We start from the raw sequence: 13,451 nt of genomic DNA, 5'->3' as shown, positions 1-13,451 counted from the left end.
GTCTTCAAACATGTCGGCCTCCAAATCACCGACACTCTTGAATCACACCCAAACCGTTCAGGGAAGAAACGTTAACCCGAGTTCAGAGCCGTGCCAGCGACGCATCAATTCCCACAACATAGTCCCCGCTTGTCCCCCGCTTGATGCTTGGGGCCGAAATCATCGGACCCGCTTCACCATCGTCGCTCTGAGGCACAGTCATCTTCTTGGCTATGCGGAGCGCCGCCCCATTGCGGCATCTGGCTTCGTCGTTTGAGCGCGCCCTCACAACGGGCATGCTAGATCGGAAACAGATATCAATCTTCACAGCGCCTCTTCGAGTTCCGGCAGTGCCTCGAAGAGATCGGCGACGAGGCCGTAGTCGGCGATCTGGAAGATCGGTGCCTCCTCGTCCTTGTTGATGGCGACGATGACCTTCGAGTCCTTCATGCCGGCGAGATGCTGGATGGCGCCTGATATGCCGCAGGCGATGTAAAGCTGCGGTGCCACCACCTTGCCGGTCTGGCCGACCTGCCAGTCGTTCGGCGCGTAGCCGGCATCGACGGCAGCGCGGGAGGCGCCAACGGCCGCCCCGAGCTTGTCGGCAACCGGCAGAATGACTTCCTTGAACTTCTCCGCCGAACCGAGTGCGCGTCCGCCCGAGATGATGATCTTGGCCGAGGTCAGTTCCGGACGATCGGAGGTCGACAGCGCATCGGCGACGAAGCTCGAAAGACCGGGATTGGCGACCGCCGGGATTGCCTCGACAGTGGCCGAACCGTCTTCTGCGGCGGAAGCGAAGGAGGCGGTGCGCACGGTGATCACCTTCTTGGCATCGCTTGCCTGCACCGTCTGGATGGCATTGCCGGCATAGATCGGCCGCTTGAAGGTGTTGGACGAAACCACCTCGATGATTTCCGAGACCTGGGCGACATCGAGGAGAGCTGCGACACGCGGCATGACGTTCTTGCCGACCGAGGTAGCAGCCGTCAGGATGGTGTCATAACCTGCCGCCAGCGAGACGATGAGATCGGCAAGCGGTTCGGCGAGATTGTTGGCAAGCTCGTCGCTTTCGGCCAGCAGCACCTTGGAGACGCCGGCAAGCTTGGCGGCGGCATCGGCCGCAGCCTTGGCGGCTTTGCCGGCCACCAGCACATGGATATCGCCGCCGATCTGAGTGGCCGCCGTCAGCGCCTTGGCGGTCTGGTCGGAAAGATGGGCATTGTCGTGGTCAGCCAGAAGAAGAATGGCCATGGTGAAGTTCTCCCTTTCTATCCTCAGAGCACGCCGGCTTCGGTCTTCAGCTTCTCGACCAGTTCGGCGACCGACTTGACCTTGACGCCTGCCTTGCGGCCGGACGGCTCTTCGGTCTTCAGCACCTTCAGCCGCGGTGTCGTATCGACGCCGAAATCGGCAGGCGCCTTCTTGTCGAGCGGCTTCTTCTTCGCCTTCATGATGTTCGGCAGCGAGGCGTAACGCGGCTCGTTGAGGCGAAGATCCGTGGTCACCACCGCCGGCAGCTTGACCTCGATCGTCTGCAGGCCGCCATCGACCTCGCGGGTCACCTTGGCTTTTCCCTCGCCGATCTCGATCTTCGAGGCGAAGGTCGCCTGCGCCGAACCCAAGAGGGCCGCCAGCATCTGGCCGGTCTGGTTCGAGTCATCATCGATCGCCTGCTTGCCGACGATGATCAGGCCCGGCTGTTCGGCATCGGCAACACCTTTGAGGATCTTGGCGACGGCCAGCGGCTCGACCTGATCTTCGGTCTCGACCAGGATGGCGCGATCCGCGCCCATGGCAAGGGCGGTGCGCAATGTCTCCTCGGCCTTGGCCGGTCCGATCGACACCACCACCACTTCCTCGGCCTTGCCGGCCTCCTTCAGCCGCAGCGCTTCTTCGACCGAAATCTCGTCGAACGGGTTCATCGACATCTTCACATTCGCAAGCTCGACGCCCGAACCATCCGGCTTCACCCGGATCTTCACGTTGTAATCAACTACCCGCTTCACGGGAACGAGAATCTTCATGTGCAGCACTCCTGATCAGCGGCTCGGAACCGGCGTATCGCCGCAATAATCATAAAAGCCTCTGGCGACTTTGCGTCCTAGCCATCCCGCTTCGACATATTTCACCAACAGTGGACATGGGCGGTACTTGCTGTCCGCCAGGCCTTCATGCAGAACGTTCATGATGGCGAGGCAGGTATCGAGGCCGATGAAATCAGCCAGTTCCAGCGGTCCCATCGGATGATTCGCGCCAAGCTTCATGCTCTGATCGATGTCGAAAACCGAACCGACACCCTCGTAAAGCGTATAAACGGCTTCGTTGATCATCGGGACCAGAATCCGGTTCACGATAAAGGCGGGGTAATCCTCCGCAACGACTGCGGTTTTGCCGAGTCGTTGTACGACGGCGCGGACAGCCTCGAAAGTCTCGTTGCTGGTCACGATTCCACGAATGAGCTCGACGAGCTGCATGACCGGAACCGGATTCATGAAGTGGAGGCCCATAAACTGCTCGGGCTTTCGAGTCCGTCCGGCTAGACGGGTGATCGAGAGCGAAGACGTGTTTGAGGTGAGGATCGCTTCCGGCTTCAGGTGAGGTCGGAGATCGTCGAATAATTTCAGCTTGACCGGCTCGCTCTCCGCCGCCGTCTCGATGATCAGATCGAGCGTGCCAAGTTCGGGCAGGTTTACGGTCGTCCTGAGGCGTCCAACGGCGCTCAACATTGCCTCGGCCGCGATCGTTCCCCGTGCCACCTGCCGGTCCATATCCTCGCTAATTTTGGCGACCGCGGCGACGAGCCGATCCGCGTCGACGTCCATCAGCGAGACCTCGAATCCCGCAATTGCAAGCACATGAGCGATACCGCTGCCCATCTGCCCGGCGCCGAGCACTCCGATGGTTTCGATCGTCATTTCGTGTCTACCCTCGACTCTTCGGAAGAAAAGCTCCAGCGTCCAGCACCCAAAAGCGGCGAGGCACTGTCGAGCGTGAGGAGGCTGCGCGACAAGCCGATCGGCGTTCTCAGGCCGGACAAGCCTTCCGGAGCGATCTTAAGCCGGCGCGCCTTGATCTGCGGATCGTCGATCGCCTCGGCGACGCTATTGATCGGTCCTCCCGGAACACCCGCCCCTTCAAGTGCGGCGATCAGTTCTGCTTTCGGCCGAAGTCGCGTCTTTTCCGCAATTATCGCGCAAAGCTTCTCGCGGTTTTCCACTCGTGCGGGATTGGTGGCGTAGGCCGGGTCTCCGGCGAGCGCAGCGAGATCCAGCAGGTCGCAAAGGGATGCGAACTGCCGATCGTTGCCACAAGCGATAATGAGATGACCGTCGAAGGCCGGGAAAACCTGATAGGGCACGATATTCGGATGAGCGTTTCCCATACGGTGAGGCACGTTGCCGGTTGCGAGATAATTCATGGCCTGGTTGGCAAGGACGGAAACTCCGACGTCGAAGAGCGCCAGATCGACATGCTGGCCAACGCCGGAGCGGTCGCGCTCGGCAAGCGCTGCCTGAATGCCGATGACGCCGTAAAGTCCGGTAAAGACGTCGATCCAGGCGACGCCGACTTTCTGCGGTTCACCGTCTGGCTCACCGGTCAGGTCCATAATTCCGCACATACCCTGTATGAGGAAATCGTATCCTGGCTGACGGGCGCGCGGGCCTGTCTGACCGAAACCGGTCACCGAAGCGTAGACGATCCGCGGATTGATCGCGGCGATGCTTTCATAATCGAGACCGAATTTTTGCAGCCCGGCAACTTTGAAGTTCTCAATCACAACGTCAGCTTCTGCGATCAATGCTTTGACGCGCTCAAGACCCTCGGGATCGCCGAAGTCACAAATGACCGACGACTTGCCTCGGTTTGCCGCATGAAAATACGCCGCCACCTTCTCAGCGCCGCCCTTACCGTCCGGGCGTTCGATAAAGGGTGGCCCCCAACTGCGGGTGTCGTCGCCCTGCGGGCTTTCCACCTTGATAACCTCGGCGCCGAGATCGGCGAGTGTCTGGCCGATCCAGGGACCGGCAAGGATGCGGGCAAGTTCGACGACTTTCAGGCCGGCAAGCGGTGCACTGTTCGGACCGCCCATCAGAAGAACGCCTGAATACCGGTCTGGGCGCGGCCGAGGATCAGTGCGTGGACATCATGCGTGCCCTCATAGGTGTTGACCGTTTCAAGGTTCTGGGAATGGCGCATGACGTGGTATTCGATCTGGATGCCGTTGCCGCCGTGCATGTCACGGGCTTGCCTGGCGATATCGAGCGCCTTGCCGCAGTTGTTGCGCTTGACGATAGAAATCATTTCCGGCGCGAACTTGTGCTCGTCCATCAGGCGCCCTACGCGGAGTGAAGCCTGCAGCCCCAGTGCAATCTCCGTCTGCATGTCCGCCAGCCTCCTCTGGAAGAGTTGAGCGCCAGCCAGCGGTTTGCCAAATTGAACGCGGTCCAGTCCATATTGCCGCGAACGCAACCAGCAATCCTCGGCAGCGCCGAGCACGCCCCAGGAAATGCCATAACGGGCGCGGTTCAGGCAGCCGAACGGCCCCTTGAGACCCGAAACATTCGGCAGCAGGGCGTCCTCGCCGATCTCGACGCCGTCCATCACGATCTCGCCGGTGATCGAGGCACGCAGCGACAGCTTGCCGCCGATCTTCGGCGCCGACAGGCCTTTCATGCCCTTTTCGAGGATGAAACCGCGGATCTGGCGGTTATGAGCTTCCGACTTCGCCCAGACAACGAAGACATCGGCGATCGGCGCATTGGAGATCCACATCTTTGAGCCGCGCAGGCGGTACCCGCCGTCGATTTTCTCGGCGCGGGTCTTCATGTCGCCGGGATCGGAGCCGGCATCCGGCTCGGTCAGACCGAAGCAGCCGATCAATTCCCCGGATACGAGGCCCGGTAGATACTTGTCTCGCTGTTCTTCCGAGCCATAGGCATAGATCGGATAGATCACCAGCGACGACTGGACGCTCATCATCGACCGATAGCCTGAATCGACGCGTTCGACCTCGCGCGCAACCAGGCCGTAAGAGACGAAGTTGGCGCCAGCCGCCCCATATTTTTCCGGCAACGTTACGCCGAGAAGCCCGGCCCTGCCCATCAGCCGGAAGAGACCGGGATCAGTCTTCTCCTCAAGATAGGCATCCCCCACGTGCGGCAGCAATTCGGCCTCTGCAAAGGCCTTGGCAGCATCGCGGATCATGCGTTCCTCTTCAGAGAGCTGCTCCTCCAAGAGGAAGGGATCGTCCCACGCAAACGCGCTCGTCTGTGCGGAAGACATGGCTGTGGCGGAATTTGTCGTCACGGATTTCCCTCGAATGAAATGCGACCTCGGATATCGAAGCTGCTTGCTCATGCATTTACCGATTGTGTTTCGCGAGAAATAACCCTATTTAGATGTGATCTAATTCATAAAATGCATAGGTTTGATGCGCCCGCGTCGGTTCCTTCCCTCCATGAGCCTCCTCTCTGCGTTCGAAGCCGTCTTGCGCACCGGCTCAACGGCGGCGGCGGCGCGTGAGCTTGATTTGACACAGAGCACTGTGAGCCGCCTCGTGCAGAATCTGGAGCAGCAGCTTGGCCGGCCGCTCTTCGAGCGACACAGGCAGAAGCTCATTCCGACGGAAGCAGCCCATGCCTACGGGCGGAACGTGAGCCGCGCGCTCGATCTCATCCAGCGGGGCAGCATGGAATTCGCCGCCAACCCAGGCGGCGGCACCCTGTCGCTGGCTATCCTGCCGGCTTTCGGTACGCGATGGCTGGCGCCGCGGTTGGGCGCATTCCTGGTCAAACATCCAGGTATCACGATCAACCTCGCGACGCGGCTCAAGCGCTTTAACTTTGCCGCCGAGAGTTTTGACGCAGCCATTCATTTTGGAGCAGACGATTGGCGGGATGCCGACCATATGAAACTCTTCGAGGAGCGCCTGACGGCGTGCATTTCGCCAGCGCTCCTCGCTGAACATCCGATTGACGACATCGCGGACATGGCGAGGTTGCCACTTCTGCAACTGGAAACCAGGCCGACCGGCTGGAGGATCTGGTTTGCCGCTCAGGGAGCGCGACCGGCGAACGTGACGGGGATGCTTTTCGACCAGTTCGCGACGATGACGCAGTCGGCGATCTCCGGGCTCGGCGTGGCTCTTCTTCCGGCCTATCTCGCTGACACTGAAATAATCGAAGGGCGCCTGGTACCGGTCCTGAAGAGATCGGTGCCGGGCTCGGGGTCCTACTGGCTCGTCTGGCCGCAATCGCGGACCAATTACCCGCCGCTCGAAGCTTTCCGCGCCTGGCTGGCCAAAGAAAAGGTCTCGGGAACCTCGTGAGTCTTAGCAGCAAGACGGGAAGCGGCTGTGTCGTTTTCGTGACAGTCATCATCGCCACATTATAGTCGGCCCGAGCTTGTGGGCATGCATGATGTGTCCCTCATTTCGGGCAACGGATCGTGTCCCGCCGGGTAGTGTAGGTCCTGAGGATTAGATGGCCATCAGTTTTTTTCCGGCAGGGTCGGGCTGTTCAAGACCAACCTGATGGAAAGACACCGATGACCGACGATATGATGAACGTGCGCTCGCTTGTTGAGAAGAGTGCCGATGCCGATTTGCTACGGGAGATGATCGGCGTTGCCGCCGAACGGCTGATGGAGCTGGAGGTCGGCAGTGCGACCGGTGCTGGCTACGGCGAGAAGAACGCGATGCGGCTGGCCCAACGCAACGGCTACCGCGACCGAGACTGGGACACGTCGCATGGCGGAAAAGGCTCTGACGGCTGTTATCCAGGAAGCTTACATCCAAGGCATCTCAACGCGTTCCGTCGACGATCTCGTCAAGGCGATGGGTATGAGCGGCATCTCCAAGAGCCAGGTGAGCCCTCTGTGCGAGGAGATCGATGTCAAGGTCAAGGTTTTCCTCGAAAGACCCATCGACGGGCTGGCCCTATCTCTGGATCGATGCCCACCTATCTGAAGGTCCGGCGCGGTGGCCGCATTGTTTCCGTTGCCGTTATCATCGCCGTCGGCGTCAATACCGATGGCAGGCGCGAGGCTCTGGGCATGGAAGTTGGCACTCCCGAAGCCGAGCCGATCTGGACGGAGTCCCTGCGTAGGCTCGCCCGCCGAGGTCTGCGCGGTGTGAAGCTCGTCGTCTCCGATGCTCATGAGGGCCTCAAGGCCGCCGTCACCAAGGTTCTCAGTGCCACATGGCAAAGATGCCGGGTTCACTTCATGAGGAACGTGCTGGCGCACGCCGGAAAGAGCGGCAGACGCGTCGTATCCGCCTTCATCGCCACTGCTTTTGCTCAGGACACATCGGAGGCGGCGAGCACCCAGTGGCGCAACGTCGCCGTCCAGATCCGGCCGAAAGTGCAGAAGCTCGCCGCCATCATGAATGATGCCGAAGAGGATGTGCTCGCCTGCATGACCTTCCCGAAAGAGCACCGGGTCAATTGCATTCAACAAATCCGATCGAACATCTCAATGGCAAATCAAGCGACGCACCGAGGTCGTTGGCATCTTTCCCAACGACGAAGCCATCGTCCGTCTCGTCGGCGCACTGCTGCCCGAGCAAAACGATGACTGGGCCGTCCAACGTGCCAGGTACATGACACTTGAGACAATGGCATCAATGAGCGATGATCCGGAAATCAGCCTGCCTGCAGTCACGCGCTGAAATCCCACTCCGGCGCTCGCCGGAAAACACGGCTACCTGCCGGAAGCTACACCAATCCCTTAGGCTGAGACACGATCGGGAAACGTGAAACAGCGCATGGGTAGTGCCTCCGGATGACGCTGGTCCGAGTTGAGTCGGCAATTCCGGGCCGTCCTCATTTCGAAGCTAGGCGTACTGAGCTATCGGCGCGAATATCGCCTCTCTTTGAACGTGGCGAGCGACGGCAACCTTGTTACGGATGGAAGTCTGCCGAACCTCTTGTTGACGATCCAGGATCGTTGATCGGATGATCGGATGTGTGGAGGGGCGGAATGTTCGGTCGCCTGCGTAGAGGGGGCACCTCTGGCGATCTCGCGTTTCGTAAGCCAACCAAACCGCCTTCGCGTGGATGACTGGCTCAACGCTTGCAGGCGCGCGCCCTTTGCCGGTTTGTCGCGTATTCGCGCGAAGCTTCGCGTTCTGCCGCGCGACGATCAAGGTGGAAGTTCCTCCCAGATCGCCGCGCTATAGCGTTCCGCCATTCGTTCCGCTGATCCTTTGTCGATTATAGTTTATATCGAGGCCACCACGCGTGCATCAATCTAAATCAGACGCAAGTTCACGTCCCTAACCCAATATCCCGCCATGCCTCGACGCTCGGTGGTCCAGCGCAGACTGATATTTTAGTACGCTCGCCGATCTCATAGACGACCGCGCCAACGGTCATCGGTTCCGTCGCCAGTTGCGGGGCAACTAGCGAAACCTCACCGCCGGCCCGGCATGCCGCCAGTGCCGCCTTGACATCATCCGTGGTTACCCGCACGTCATCAAGATCGAGATGCAAGCTTTGGAGGCGACCGCGCGAACTATCGCTTCCTGCGAGGGGTATTGTCGCCGAACGCCTGTCGTCGCTCGCAAGCGGATGATTGGTATGCAGCGAACATCTAGACTTAGTAGCGAGCGGCAATACTTTGCCCGCGGAGCATTCGACAGTCGCGATGTTCTGACGGTCTCCCAATTGATAGTTCTGTCCCGAGGCGTGCGGAACGTCATGCAGGAACCTAATGGCGTCCGACACGCTCGAGCAGGCGAGGGCGCCTCGCATCACGAAAGCCACTGGCAACCCTGTCGGGCTGACAGCCAGTTGTGATAAGGTGTTCACACAGACGCCGACCCCGCGCTCGGACACGCCCATCAGGCCAATCAGACCTGCAGATGTGAAGACCATGGTCTCACCGGCTTCCGAGTCCTGCGTTTTCAGCAAAACCTGCGCCCCGTCGTGCCATCGTGGCAAGTCCATTGTTTGAGCAATTATTGTCGGGATAGGCCCGCAGGGGGCGATTGCAAGGCTGGAGCAATGTCCGTCTCCAGTGGAGCGGCCGAACCACCACTCCTCATCCAGTAGCTGGAGCGCAAATGCGGTTTCGTGGGCGATGTTGGATCCTTCCGCTATTCCTGCAACCTCTTCGGCGAGGTGGGGTGTGTATCGCTTCACCGCATCGCCGAACCGTGTTGCCGCCAAGAAGCGCGGAATGAACGTCTTGGCGGTGACGCCGTAGGCTTCCGCGATGGCGTCATGCCAGCGCATTATCTTTTCAGCGATAGCGGTGCGCAGCGCTTCTCCATGAGTGCGTCCTCGTTGACGGGGCGACCCAGCGCAGTCAATGACGGAAAGGAGATCGGTCTTCATTGGTCCTCCAATTTAAATGCGTGTCGCAAGCGGTGTTGCAACGGTATCGGCGTTTCAATCTCAGAACACCTCGAGAAGACGCTTCGTACGTGGTGTTAGGATTTCGAAACCTTCCTCTGTAATTGCAATGGAATCACCGAACCCGGCGGCGACCTCCCCAAACACTCTGAACGAGTAGCACGCGTGGAAGCACATCCCCGGCACGAGAATCTGGTCAGACTCTGCCAGCCAGATCGAGTTTTCAGGCCAGGACGGAGGAAAGGCCAGGCCGACGGGATAGGCCTTCCACGACCTGAATTTCTCAGTCAGGTAGTCAGCCAAAGTGGAGCCTACTATTCGGGTTCCAAGGCGAGTTCGCGCGTCCAAACTCATCAGTTCGCACTTCGTGCTAGTCAGAACGTCTCGCATAGTTCGGCGGGGCTTCAGATTGCTATAAAGTGTCTCAAGACAATGGAGCGCGACATCTGACAGAAGGCGTGTACTATCTGACGCACGCCCTGCTATCGCCGTGGAATAAAGCGGCGCGTTATAGCGCTCATGGACCCCACTCATCTCCATGATGATGGGGTCGCCCCGCTTGATCTTGTTCCTACGAAACGAAGAATGCACTATAGCATGCCAATCTCCGGTACGGATGATGGGATCAATGGAGAAATATTCACTGCCTGCGCGGATCATACCTGCAGACGCCGCCGCGGCAATGTCATTGTCGGTGATGCCCTCCTGGATGATCGCTTCTGCTGCCGTCAGACCAGCTACCGAATAAAGCCCGGCCTTGCGCATATAGGTAATCTCTGTTGGGGACTTTACGGCACGAATGCGAGTGACCAAACCGGACGCATCGGCCACTATTGCATTAGGAAATGCAGAGCACAGTTTCGAGTAGGCATACGGAGTTAGTCCCTTTTGCCGACTCTCCAAGCCAATTTTTTTCGGCGTTGAATTTAAACTGTCTATGATTAAGGCTAGTTCCGTACCAGCCTCATCCATGCGACTCCACATTATCGACTCGATGCGCTCGACATTAGTATGGACGCGGCCAAGATCGACCTCCAGATCGCAAACATGGAGAACTAGGTTTCCCTGCGCAGGAAGGATCAAGCAGGAATACCAGTCCGATACCAATGTTTGAAAACCTGTTAGATAGCAGATATTGGAAAGGTCGGTAACGAGCAGCACGTCAATCTCAGCTTGCGCCATTTTCTCGCGCACGCGCTGAACGCGATAGTTGTAGTCTTTCTGCTCGAAAGCCGTAAACTTAAACGGTTGAACCTTTGGAGTCGCTTCAGTAGTAGTCATTGAACGATGCTTTCTGTGATGGTGGAGGCGTCGGGCGCAACGGCATACGCCTAAATGCGTCCGGGCGAACTCGGCTCGAATGCTGGATGAGAAAGAGCCTTTTCTGTGTTCTGCGTGTCGGTTCGCCGGTCGACTAATTTCCGCAGTTTATTGCACTCACTCGGTGCAGTGTCCACAACGATCCTGTCCGATTCTCGAACTGCGAGTCTCCATCTTTAGTTGAGGAAACAACAAGCGCGGTTGCGATGCGGCAGTTACTCTCGTCTGAAGCTAGACCATTTGTAATTCCCTGTGTTTGTGGCTGGGACAAGCCTCAGTCTGCTCCTTTCAGCGACATCGGTACTTCTGATAGTTAGAATGCATAGCGAACTCTCTCCTGCAATGCAACGCATGTTTTATAAGTTCAACTTGTGATGCAAACGTCCCGCTCTTTTTCAGGAGGACAAGGTCCTTGGGTCTTGTGATCAAAGAACCTCTGGACCTCTGGACCTTGGTACGCATTCGGCGAGTACCGCATTAATTTCGTATTTGCACGTGATAAGCTCTCGCAATGGATATCGACGAAGACAAGATCGACGATGCGGTGCTGGCGCTGTTGTGGCTGACGCTGCATGACGGGTATCGAGCCTGGAAGGGTTTGGACTGGGAGACGACGGATCGTTTGTTCAAGAAGGGGCTGATCGCCGATCCGGTGAACAAGTCGAAGTCGTTGATCTTAACGGATGAAGGCCTGCAACGGTCAGAGGAGCTGTTTCGGGAACTGTTTACGCGGCCGCCGCAATAGGTGCCGCCTTTTCGGCCTTCCAAGCCCACGGCAACAACTCGTCGATCCTGTTTGCCGGGTGGTCGGCGATACGGGCAAGCACATCGGCAAGCCAGGCCTGCGGATCGACATGGTTCATCTTTGCGGTGACGATCAAACTGTACATGGCGGCAGCTCGTTGACCACCACGGTCGGAGCCGGCGAATAGCCAAGCCTTTCTTCCCAATGCAATTCCGCGCAGCGAACGCTCTGCCGCGTTGTTCGACAGGCAGATCCGGCCATCGTCGAGGAAACGAGTAAACGATACCCAGCGGTTCAACATGTAGTCGAACGCTTTGGCCAGATCATTGTCGCGAGACAGCTTGGCACGTTGCTCGCGCACCCACCGCTCCATGTTGGCGATCAGTGGCTTGCTATGCTGCTGACGCGTCGCCTTGCGCTCATCGGCCGTCTGGCCATTGATCTGACGTTCGATCTCGAACAGCGCATCGATCCGGCGCACCATCTCGATGGCGATTGGTGAGATGACGGCAGCGGGTTTGCCCTGAGCCTTGCGCCGGGCATTGGCCTCGAGATCGGCCATGATGAAGAATGGTCGCCTTGCGTGCGCCCAGCACGCTGCCTCATAGATCGGACCTGGACTGCGATCAGGAAGATAGAGCTTGGTATAACCGCCATAGGCATCTGCTTGCAGGATGCCGCAATAGCCGGCCAGATGCGCCTGCGGATGGTCACCGCTGCGGTCGCGGGAATAATAGAACATCGCCGACGGCGGCGCCGTGCCACCGAACGGGGCATCATCGTGCACATATGTCCAGATCCGAGCAGTATCGGTCTTGCCGGCTGCGAGAACCGGAACCGTGGTATCGTCGCCGTGAATCCGCTCGGCTGCAAAGGTGTGAGCCTCGATCCGCCTCAGGATTGGATCAAGGGCATGGCAACAAGAACCGATAGCATCGGCTGCCGTCGACAGGCTGATTGACACGCCCTCAAGCGCAAATCGTTCCACCTGACGATTAAGGGGAATGTGTTGGCCGAATTTGTCGTAGAGGATCATCGCCAGAAGGCTTGGACCTGCCCAGCCTCTGGGAATGACGTGGAATGGGGCCGGTGCCTGGCTGATCTTCTCGCAGTCGCGGCAGGTGAACTTCTCGCGCACCGTCTGAATGACTTTCCAGGAGCGTGGAATGCTCTCCATCGTCTCGGTGACATCTTCGCCCAGCTTGCGCAGCCGGTCACTACCGCAGCAGCTGCAGGCGACCGGACCGGGCACAACGACACGCTCGCGCGGCAGGTGATCGGGGAATGGCTTCTTAACGGGGCGTTTGCGTGTGAAGCCGGCGACAGCAATGGGGGCGGCCGCAGCAATGGCCATTTCAGCGGCAAGTTCATCCTCGGTGGCCGCCGCCTCGGCATCCTCGAGCATCAGCTCCATTTGAGCGATCAGCCTGGCAGTCCGCTCCGATTTCTGACCACGCAATTGCCTTTGCAGCTTTTCGATATGGACCTTCTGACGCAGAATGGTGGCTTGATCGTCCGCTTCCTTGGCTTTGGCGACGGCAAGTTCGGCTAAGGCAACGGCGCGCTCCGCACGCGCCACGACCAGCTCTGCTTCAAGTGCAGCGGCATAATCGGAGTGGTTTTCCAGGCCGTTTTCCATGTCCGGATCAAACCACAAAGCCACTGATTTGCATAGCTTTTCTTCAAGGTTCGAGCCGCAAAATGCACCTATCCGGCGCTCGTCGGACGCCATGTCTGTTGCGGATTTCGCCAGTCTATTCCCTCAAGAAGGTAGGACATCTGCCCGGCTGTAAGGGCAATGGCTCCGTCCACTGTCGCCGGCCAAATAAAGTGGCCTCGGTCGAGCCGTTTGGCATAAAGCGATAGTCCGACACCGTCATGCCATAGGGCCTTGATCAATCGACCATTTCTCCCGCGGAAAACAAAAACGTCGCCCTGGAACGGATTGCGGCCAAGCCCCTCTTGCACGATGAGAGCCAACCCCTGCATACCCTTGCGCATATCGCAGTGACCGCTGGCAATCCACACTCTGACGTTCGAACTGATCG

Annotated in this window: 11 protein-coding genes and 1 pseudogene; 3 read left to right on the top strand and 9 right to left on the bottom strand. The window is 58.7% G+C overall.

The window, feature by feature from the left end; translation table 11 throughout:
* Positions 1–303: 303 nt before the first annotated feature.
* Genes GGD46_RS33205 through GGD46_RS33185 form a run of 5 tightly spaced genes read right to left on the bottom strand, consistent with a single transcriptional unit; the run spans position 304 to position 5,265 of the window.
* The gene (locus tag GGD46_RS33205; RefSeq protein WP_004128985.1) at positions 304–1,233 is read right to left on the bottom strand and encodes an electron transfer flavoprotein subunit alpha/FixB family protein; all 930 of its coding nucleotides are present in this window, start codon (positions 1,231–1,233) and stop codon (positions 304–306) included.
* Between the two features lie 23 nt (positions 1,234–1,256).
* The gene (locus GGD46_RS33200) at positions 1,257–2,006 is read right to left on the bottom strand and encodes an electron transfer flavoprotein subunit beta/FixA family protein (protein ID WP_004128988.1); all 750 of its coding nucleotides are present in this window, start codon (positions 2,004–2,006) and stop codon (positions 1,257–1,259) included.
* Positions 2,007–2,021: 15 nt separating this feature from the next.
* Positions 2,022–2,897: a 3-hydroxybutyryl-CoA dehydrogenase gene (locus tag GGD46_RS33195; RefSeq protein ID WP_004128992.1), complete on the bottom strand. Its 876-nt coding sequence runs from the start codon at positions 2,895–2,897 to the stop codon at positions 2,022–2,024.
* A complete protein-coding gene (locus GGD46_RS33190; RefSeq protein WP_004128995.1) occupies positions 2,894–4,072 on the bottom strand; it encodes a CaiB/BaiF CoA transferase family protein in 1,179 nt (392 codons plus the stop codon). Before GGD46_RS33190 ends, GGD46_RS33195 begins: the two co-directional genes overlap by 4 nt.
* Positions 4,072–5,265 carry an acyl-CoA dehydrogenase gene (locus GGD46_RS33185; RefSeq protein ID WP_015342015.1) on the bottom strand — a complete coding sequence of 398 codons (1,194 nt, stop codon included), beginning with the start codon at positions 5,263–5,265 and terminating at the stop codon, positions 4,072–4,074. Before GGD46_RS33185 ends, GGD46_RS33190 begins: the two co-directional genes overlap by 1 nt.
* A gap of 148 nt (positions 5,266–5,413) precedes the next feature.
* Here GGD46_RS33185 and GGD46_RS33180 point away from each other — a divergent pair, with 148 nt between their 5' ends.
* Both GGD46_RS33180 and GGD46_RS33175 read left to right on the top strand, forming a co-directional pair.
* On the top strand, positions 5,414–6,310 hold the full coding sequence (locus GGD46_RS33180; protein ID WP_004128999.1) for a LysR family transcriptional regulator: 897 nt from the start codon (positions 5,414–5,416) through the stop codon (positions 6,308–6,310).
* A gap of 218 nt (positions 6,311–6,528) precedes the next feature.
* A pseudogene (locus GGD46_RS33175) lies at positions 6,529–7,651 on the top strand (IS256 family transposase).
* 598 nt (positions 7,652–8,249) lie between these two features.
* On the opposite strand, the gene GGD46_RS33170 reads toward GGD46_RS33175, so the two are convergent.
* Positions 8,250–9,320 (bottom strand): C45 family autoproteolytic acyltransferase/hydolase, encoded by a 1,071-nt coding sequence (locus GGD46_RS33170; protein WP_004129003.1) that lies wholly within the window; start codon positions 9,318–9,320, stop codon positions 8,250–8,252.
* Between the two features lie 60 nt (positions 9,321–9,380).
* Positions 9,381–10,619 (bottom strand): M24 family metallopeptidase, encoded by a 1,239-nt coding sequence (locus tag GGD46_RS33165; RefSeq protein ID WP_004129006.1) that lies wholly within the window; start codon positions 10,617–10,619, stop codon positions 9,381–9,383.
* Between the two features lie 550 nt (positions 10,620–11,169).
* Here GGD46_RS33165 and GGD46_RS33160 point away from each other — a divergent pair.
* Positions 11,170–11,403: a DUF6429 family protein gene (locus GGD46_RS33160; protein WP_004129017.1), complete on the top strand. Its 234-nt coding sequence runs from the start codon at positions 11,170–11,172 to the stop codon at positions 11,401–11,403.
* Here the strand turns inward: GGD46_RS33160 and tnpC are convergent.
* Together tnpC and tnpB are read right to left on the bottom strand one after the other, a co-directional pair.
* Complete coding sequence (gene tnpC / locus GGD46_RS33155; RefSeq protein ID WP_004129019.1) at positions 11,384–13,042, bottom strand: IS66 family transposase; 1,659 nt, start codon at positions 13,040–13,042, stop codon at positions 11,384–11,386. The two genes, GGD46_RS33160 and tnpC, sit on opposite strands and share 20 nt — an antisense overlap.
* A gap of 68 nt (positions 13,043–13,110) precedes the next feature.
* On the bottom strand, positions 13,111–13,449 hold the full coding sequence (gene tnpB, locus GGD46_RS33150; protein WP_184462163.1) for an IS66 family insertion sequence element accessory protein TnpB: 339 nt from the start codon (positions 13,447–13,449) through the stop codon (positions 13,111–13,113).
* Between the last annotated feature and the right edge of the window lie 2 nt (positions 13,450–13,451).

The organism is Martinezella lusitana (genome assembly GCF_014207095.1).
Lineage (GTDB): Bacteria > Pseudomonadota > Alphaproteobacteria > Rhizobiales > Rhizobiaceae > Rhizobium > Rhizobium lusitanum_B.
Note: the sequence above shows the minus strand (reverse complement) of the source record. Positions and strands in the feature narration are given on the sequence as shown.

What these genes read in the sequence shown, in the direction of transcription:
- GGD46_RS33170 (WP_004129003.1), bottom strand. Translation starts at nt 9,320, where the DNA reads ATGAAGACCGATCTCCTTTCCGTCATTGACTGCGCTGGGTCGCCCCGT.
- GGD46_RS33180 (WP_004128999.1), top strand. Translation starts at nt 5,414, where the DNA reads ATGCGCCCGCGTCGGTTCCTTCCCTCCATGAGCCTCCTCTCTGCGTTC.
- GGD46_RS33195 (WP_004128992.1), bottom strand. Translation starts at nt 2,897, where the DNA reads ATGACGATCGAAACCATCGGAGTGCTCGGCGCCGGGCAGATGGGCAGC.
- GGD46_RS33165 (WP_004129006.1), bottom strand. Translation starts at nt 10,619, where the DNA reads ATGACTACTACTGAAGCGACTCCAAAGGTTCAACCGTTTAAGTTTACG.
- GGD46_RS33185 (WP_015342015.1), bottom strand. Translation starts at nt 5,265, where the DNA reads ATGTCTTCCGCACAGACGAGCGCGTTTGCGTGGGACGATCCCTTCCTC.
- GGD46_RS33190 (WP_004128995.1), bottom strand. Translation starts at nt 4,072, where the DNA reads ATGGGCGGTCCGAACAGTGCACCGCTTGCCGGCCTGAAAGTCGTCGAA.
- GGD46_RS33160 (WP_004129017.1), top strand. Translation starts at nt 11,170, where the DNA reads ATGGATATCGACGAAGACAAGATCGACGATGCGGTGCTGGCGCTGTTG.
- tnpC (WP_004129019.1), bottom strand. Translation starts at nt 13,042, where the DNA reads ATGGAAAACGGCCTGGAAAACCACTCCGATTATGCCGCTGCACTTGAA.
- GGD46_RS33200 (WP_004128988.1), bottom strand. Translation starts at nt 2,006, where the DNA reads ATGAAGATTCTCGTTCCCGTGAAGCGGGTAGTTGATTACAACGTGAAG.
- GGD46_RS33205 (WP_004128985.1), bottom strand. Translation starts at nt 1,233, where the DNA reads ATGGCCATTCTTCTTCTGGCTGACCACGACAATGCCCATCTTTCCGAC.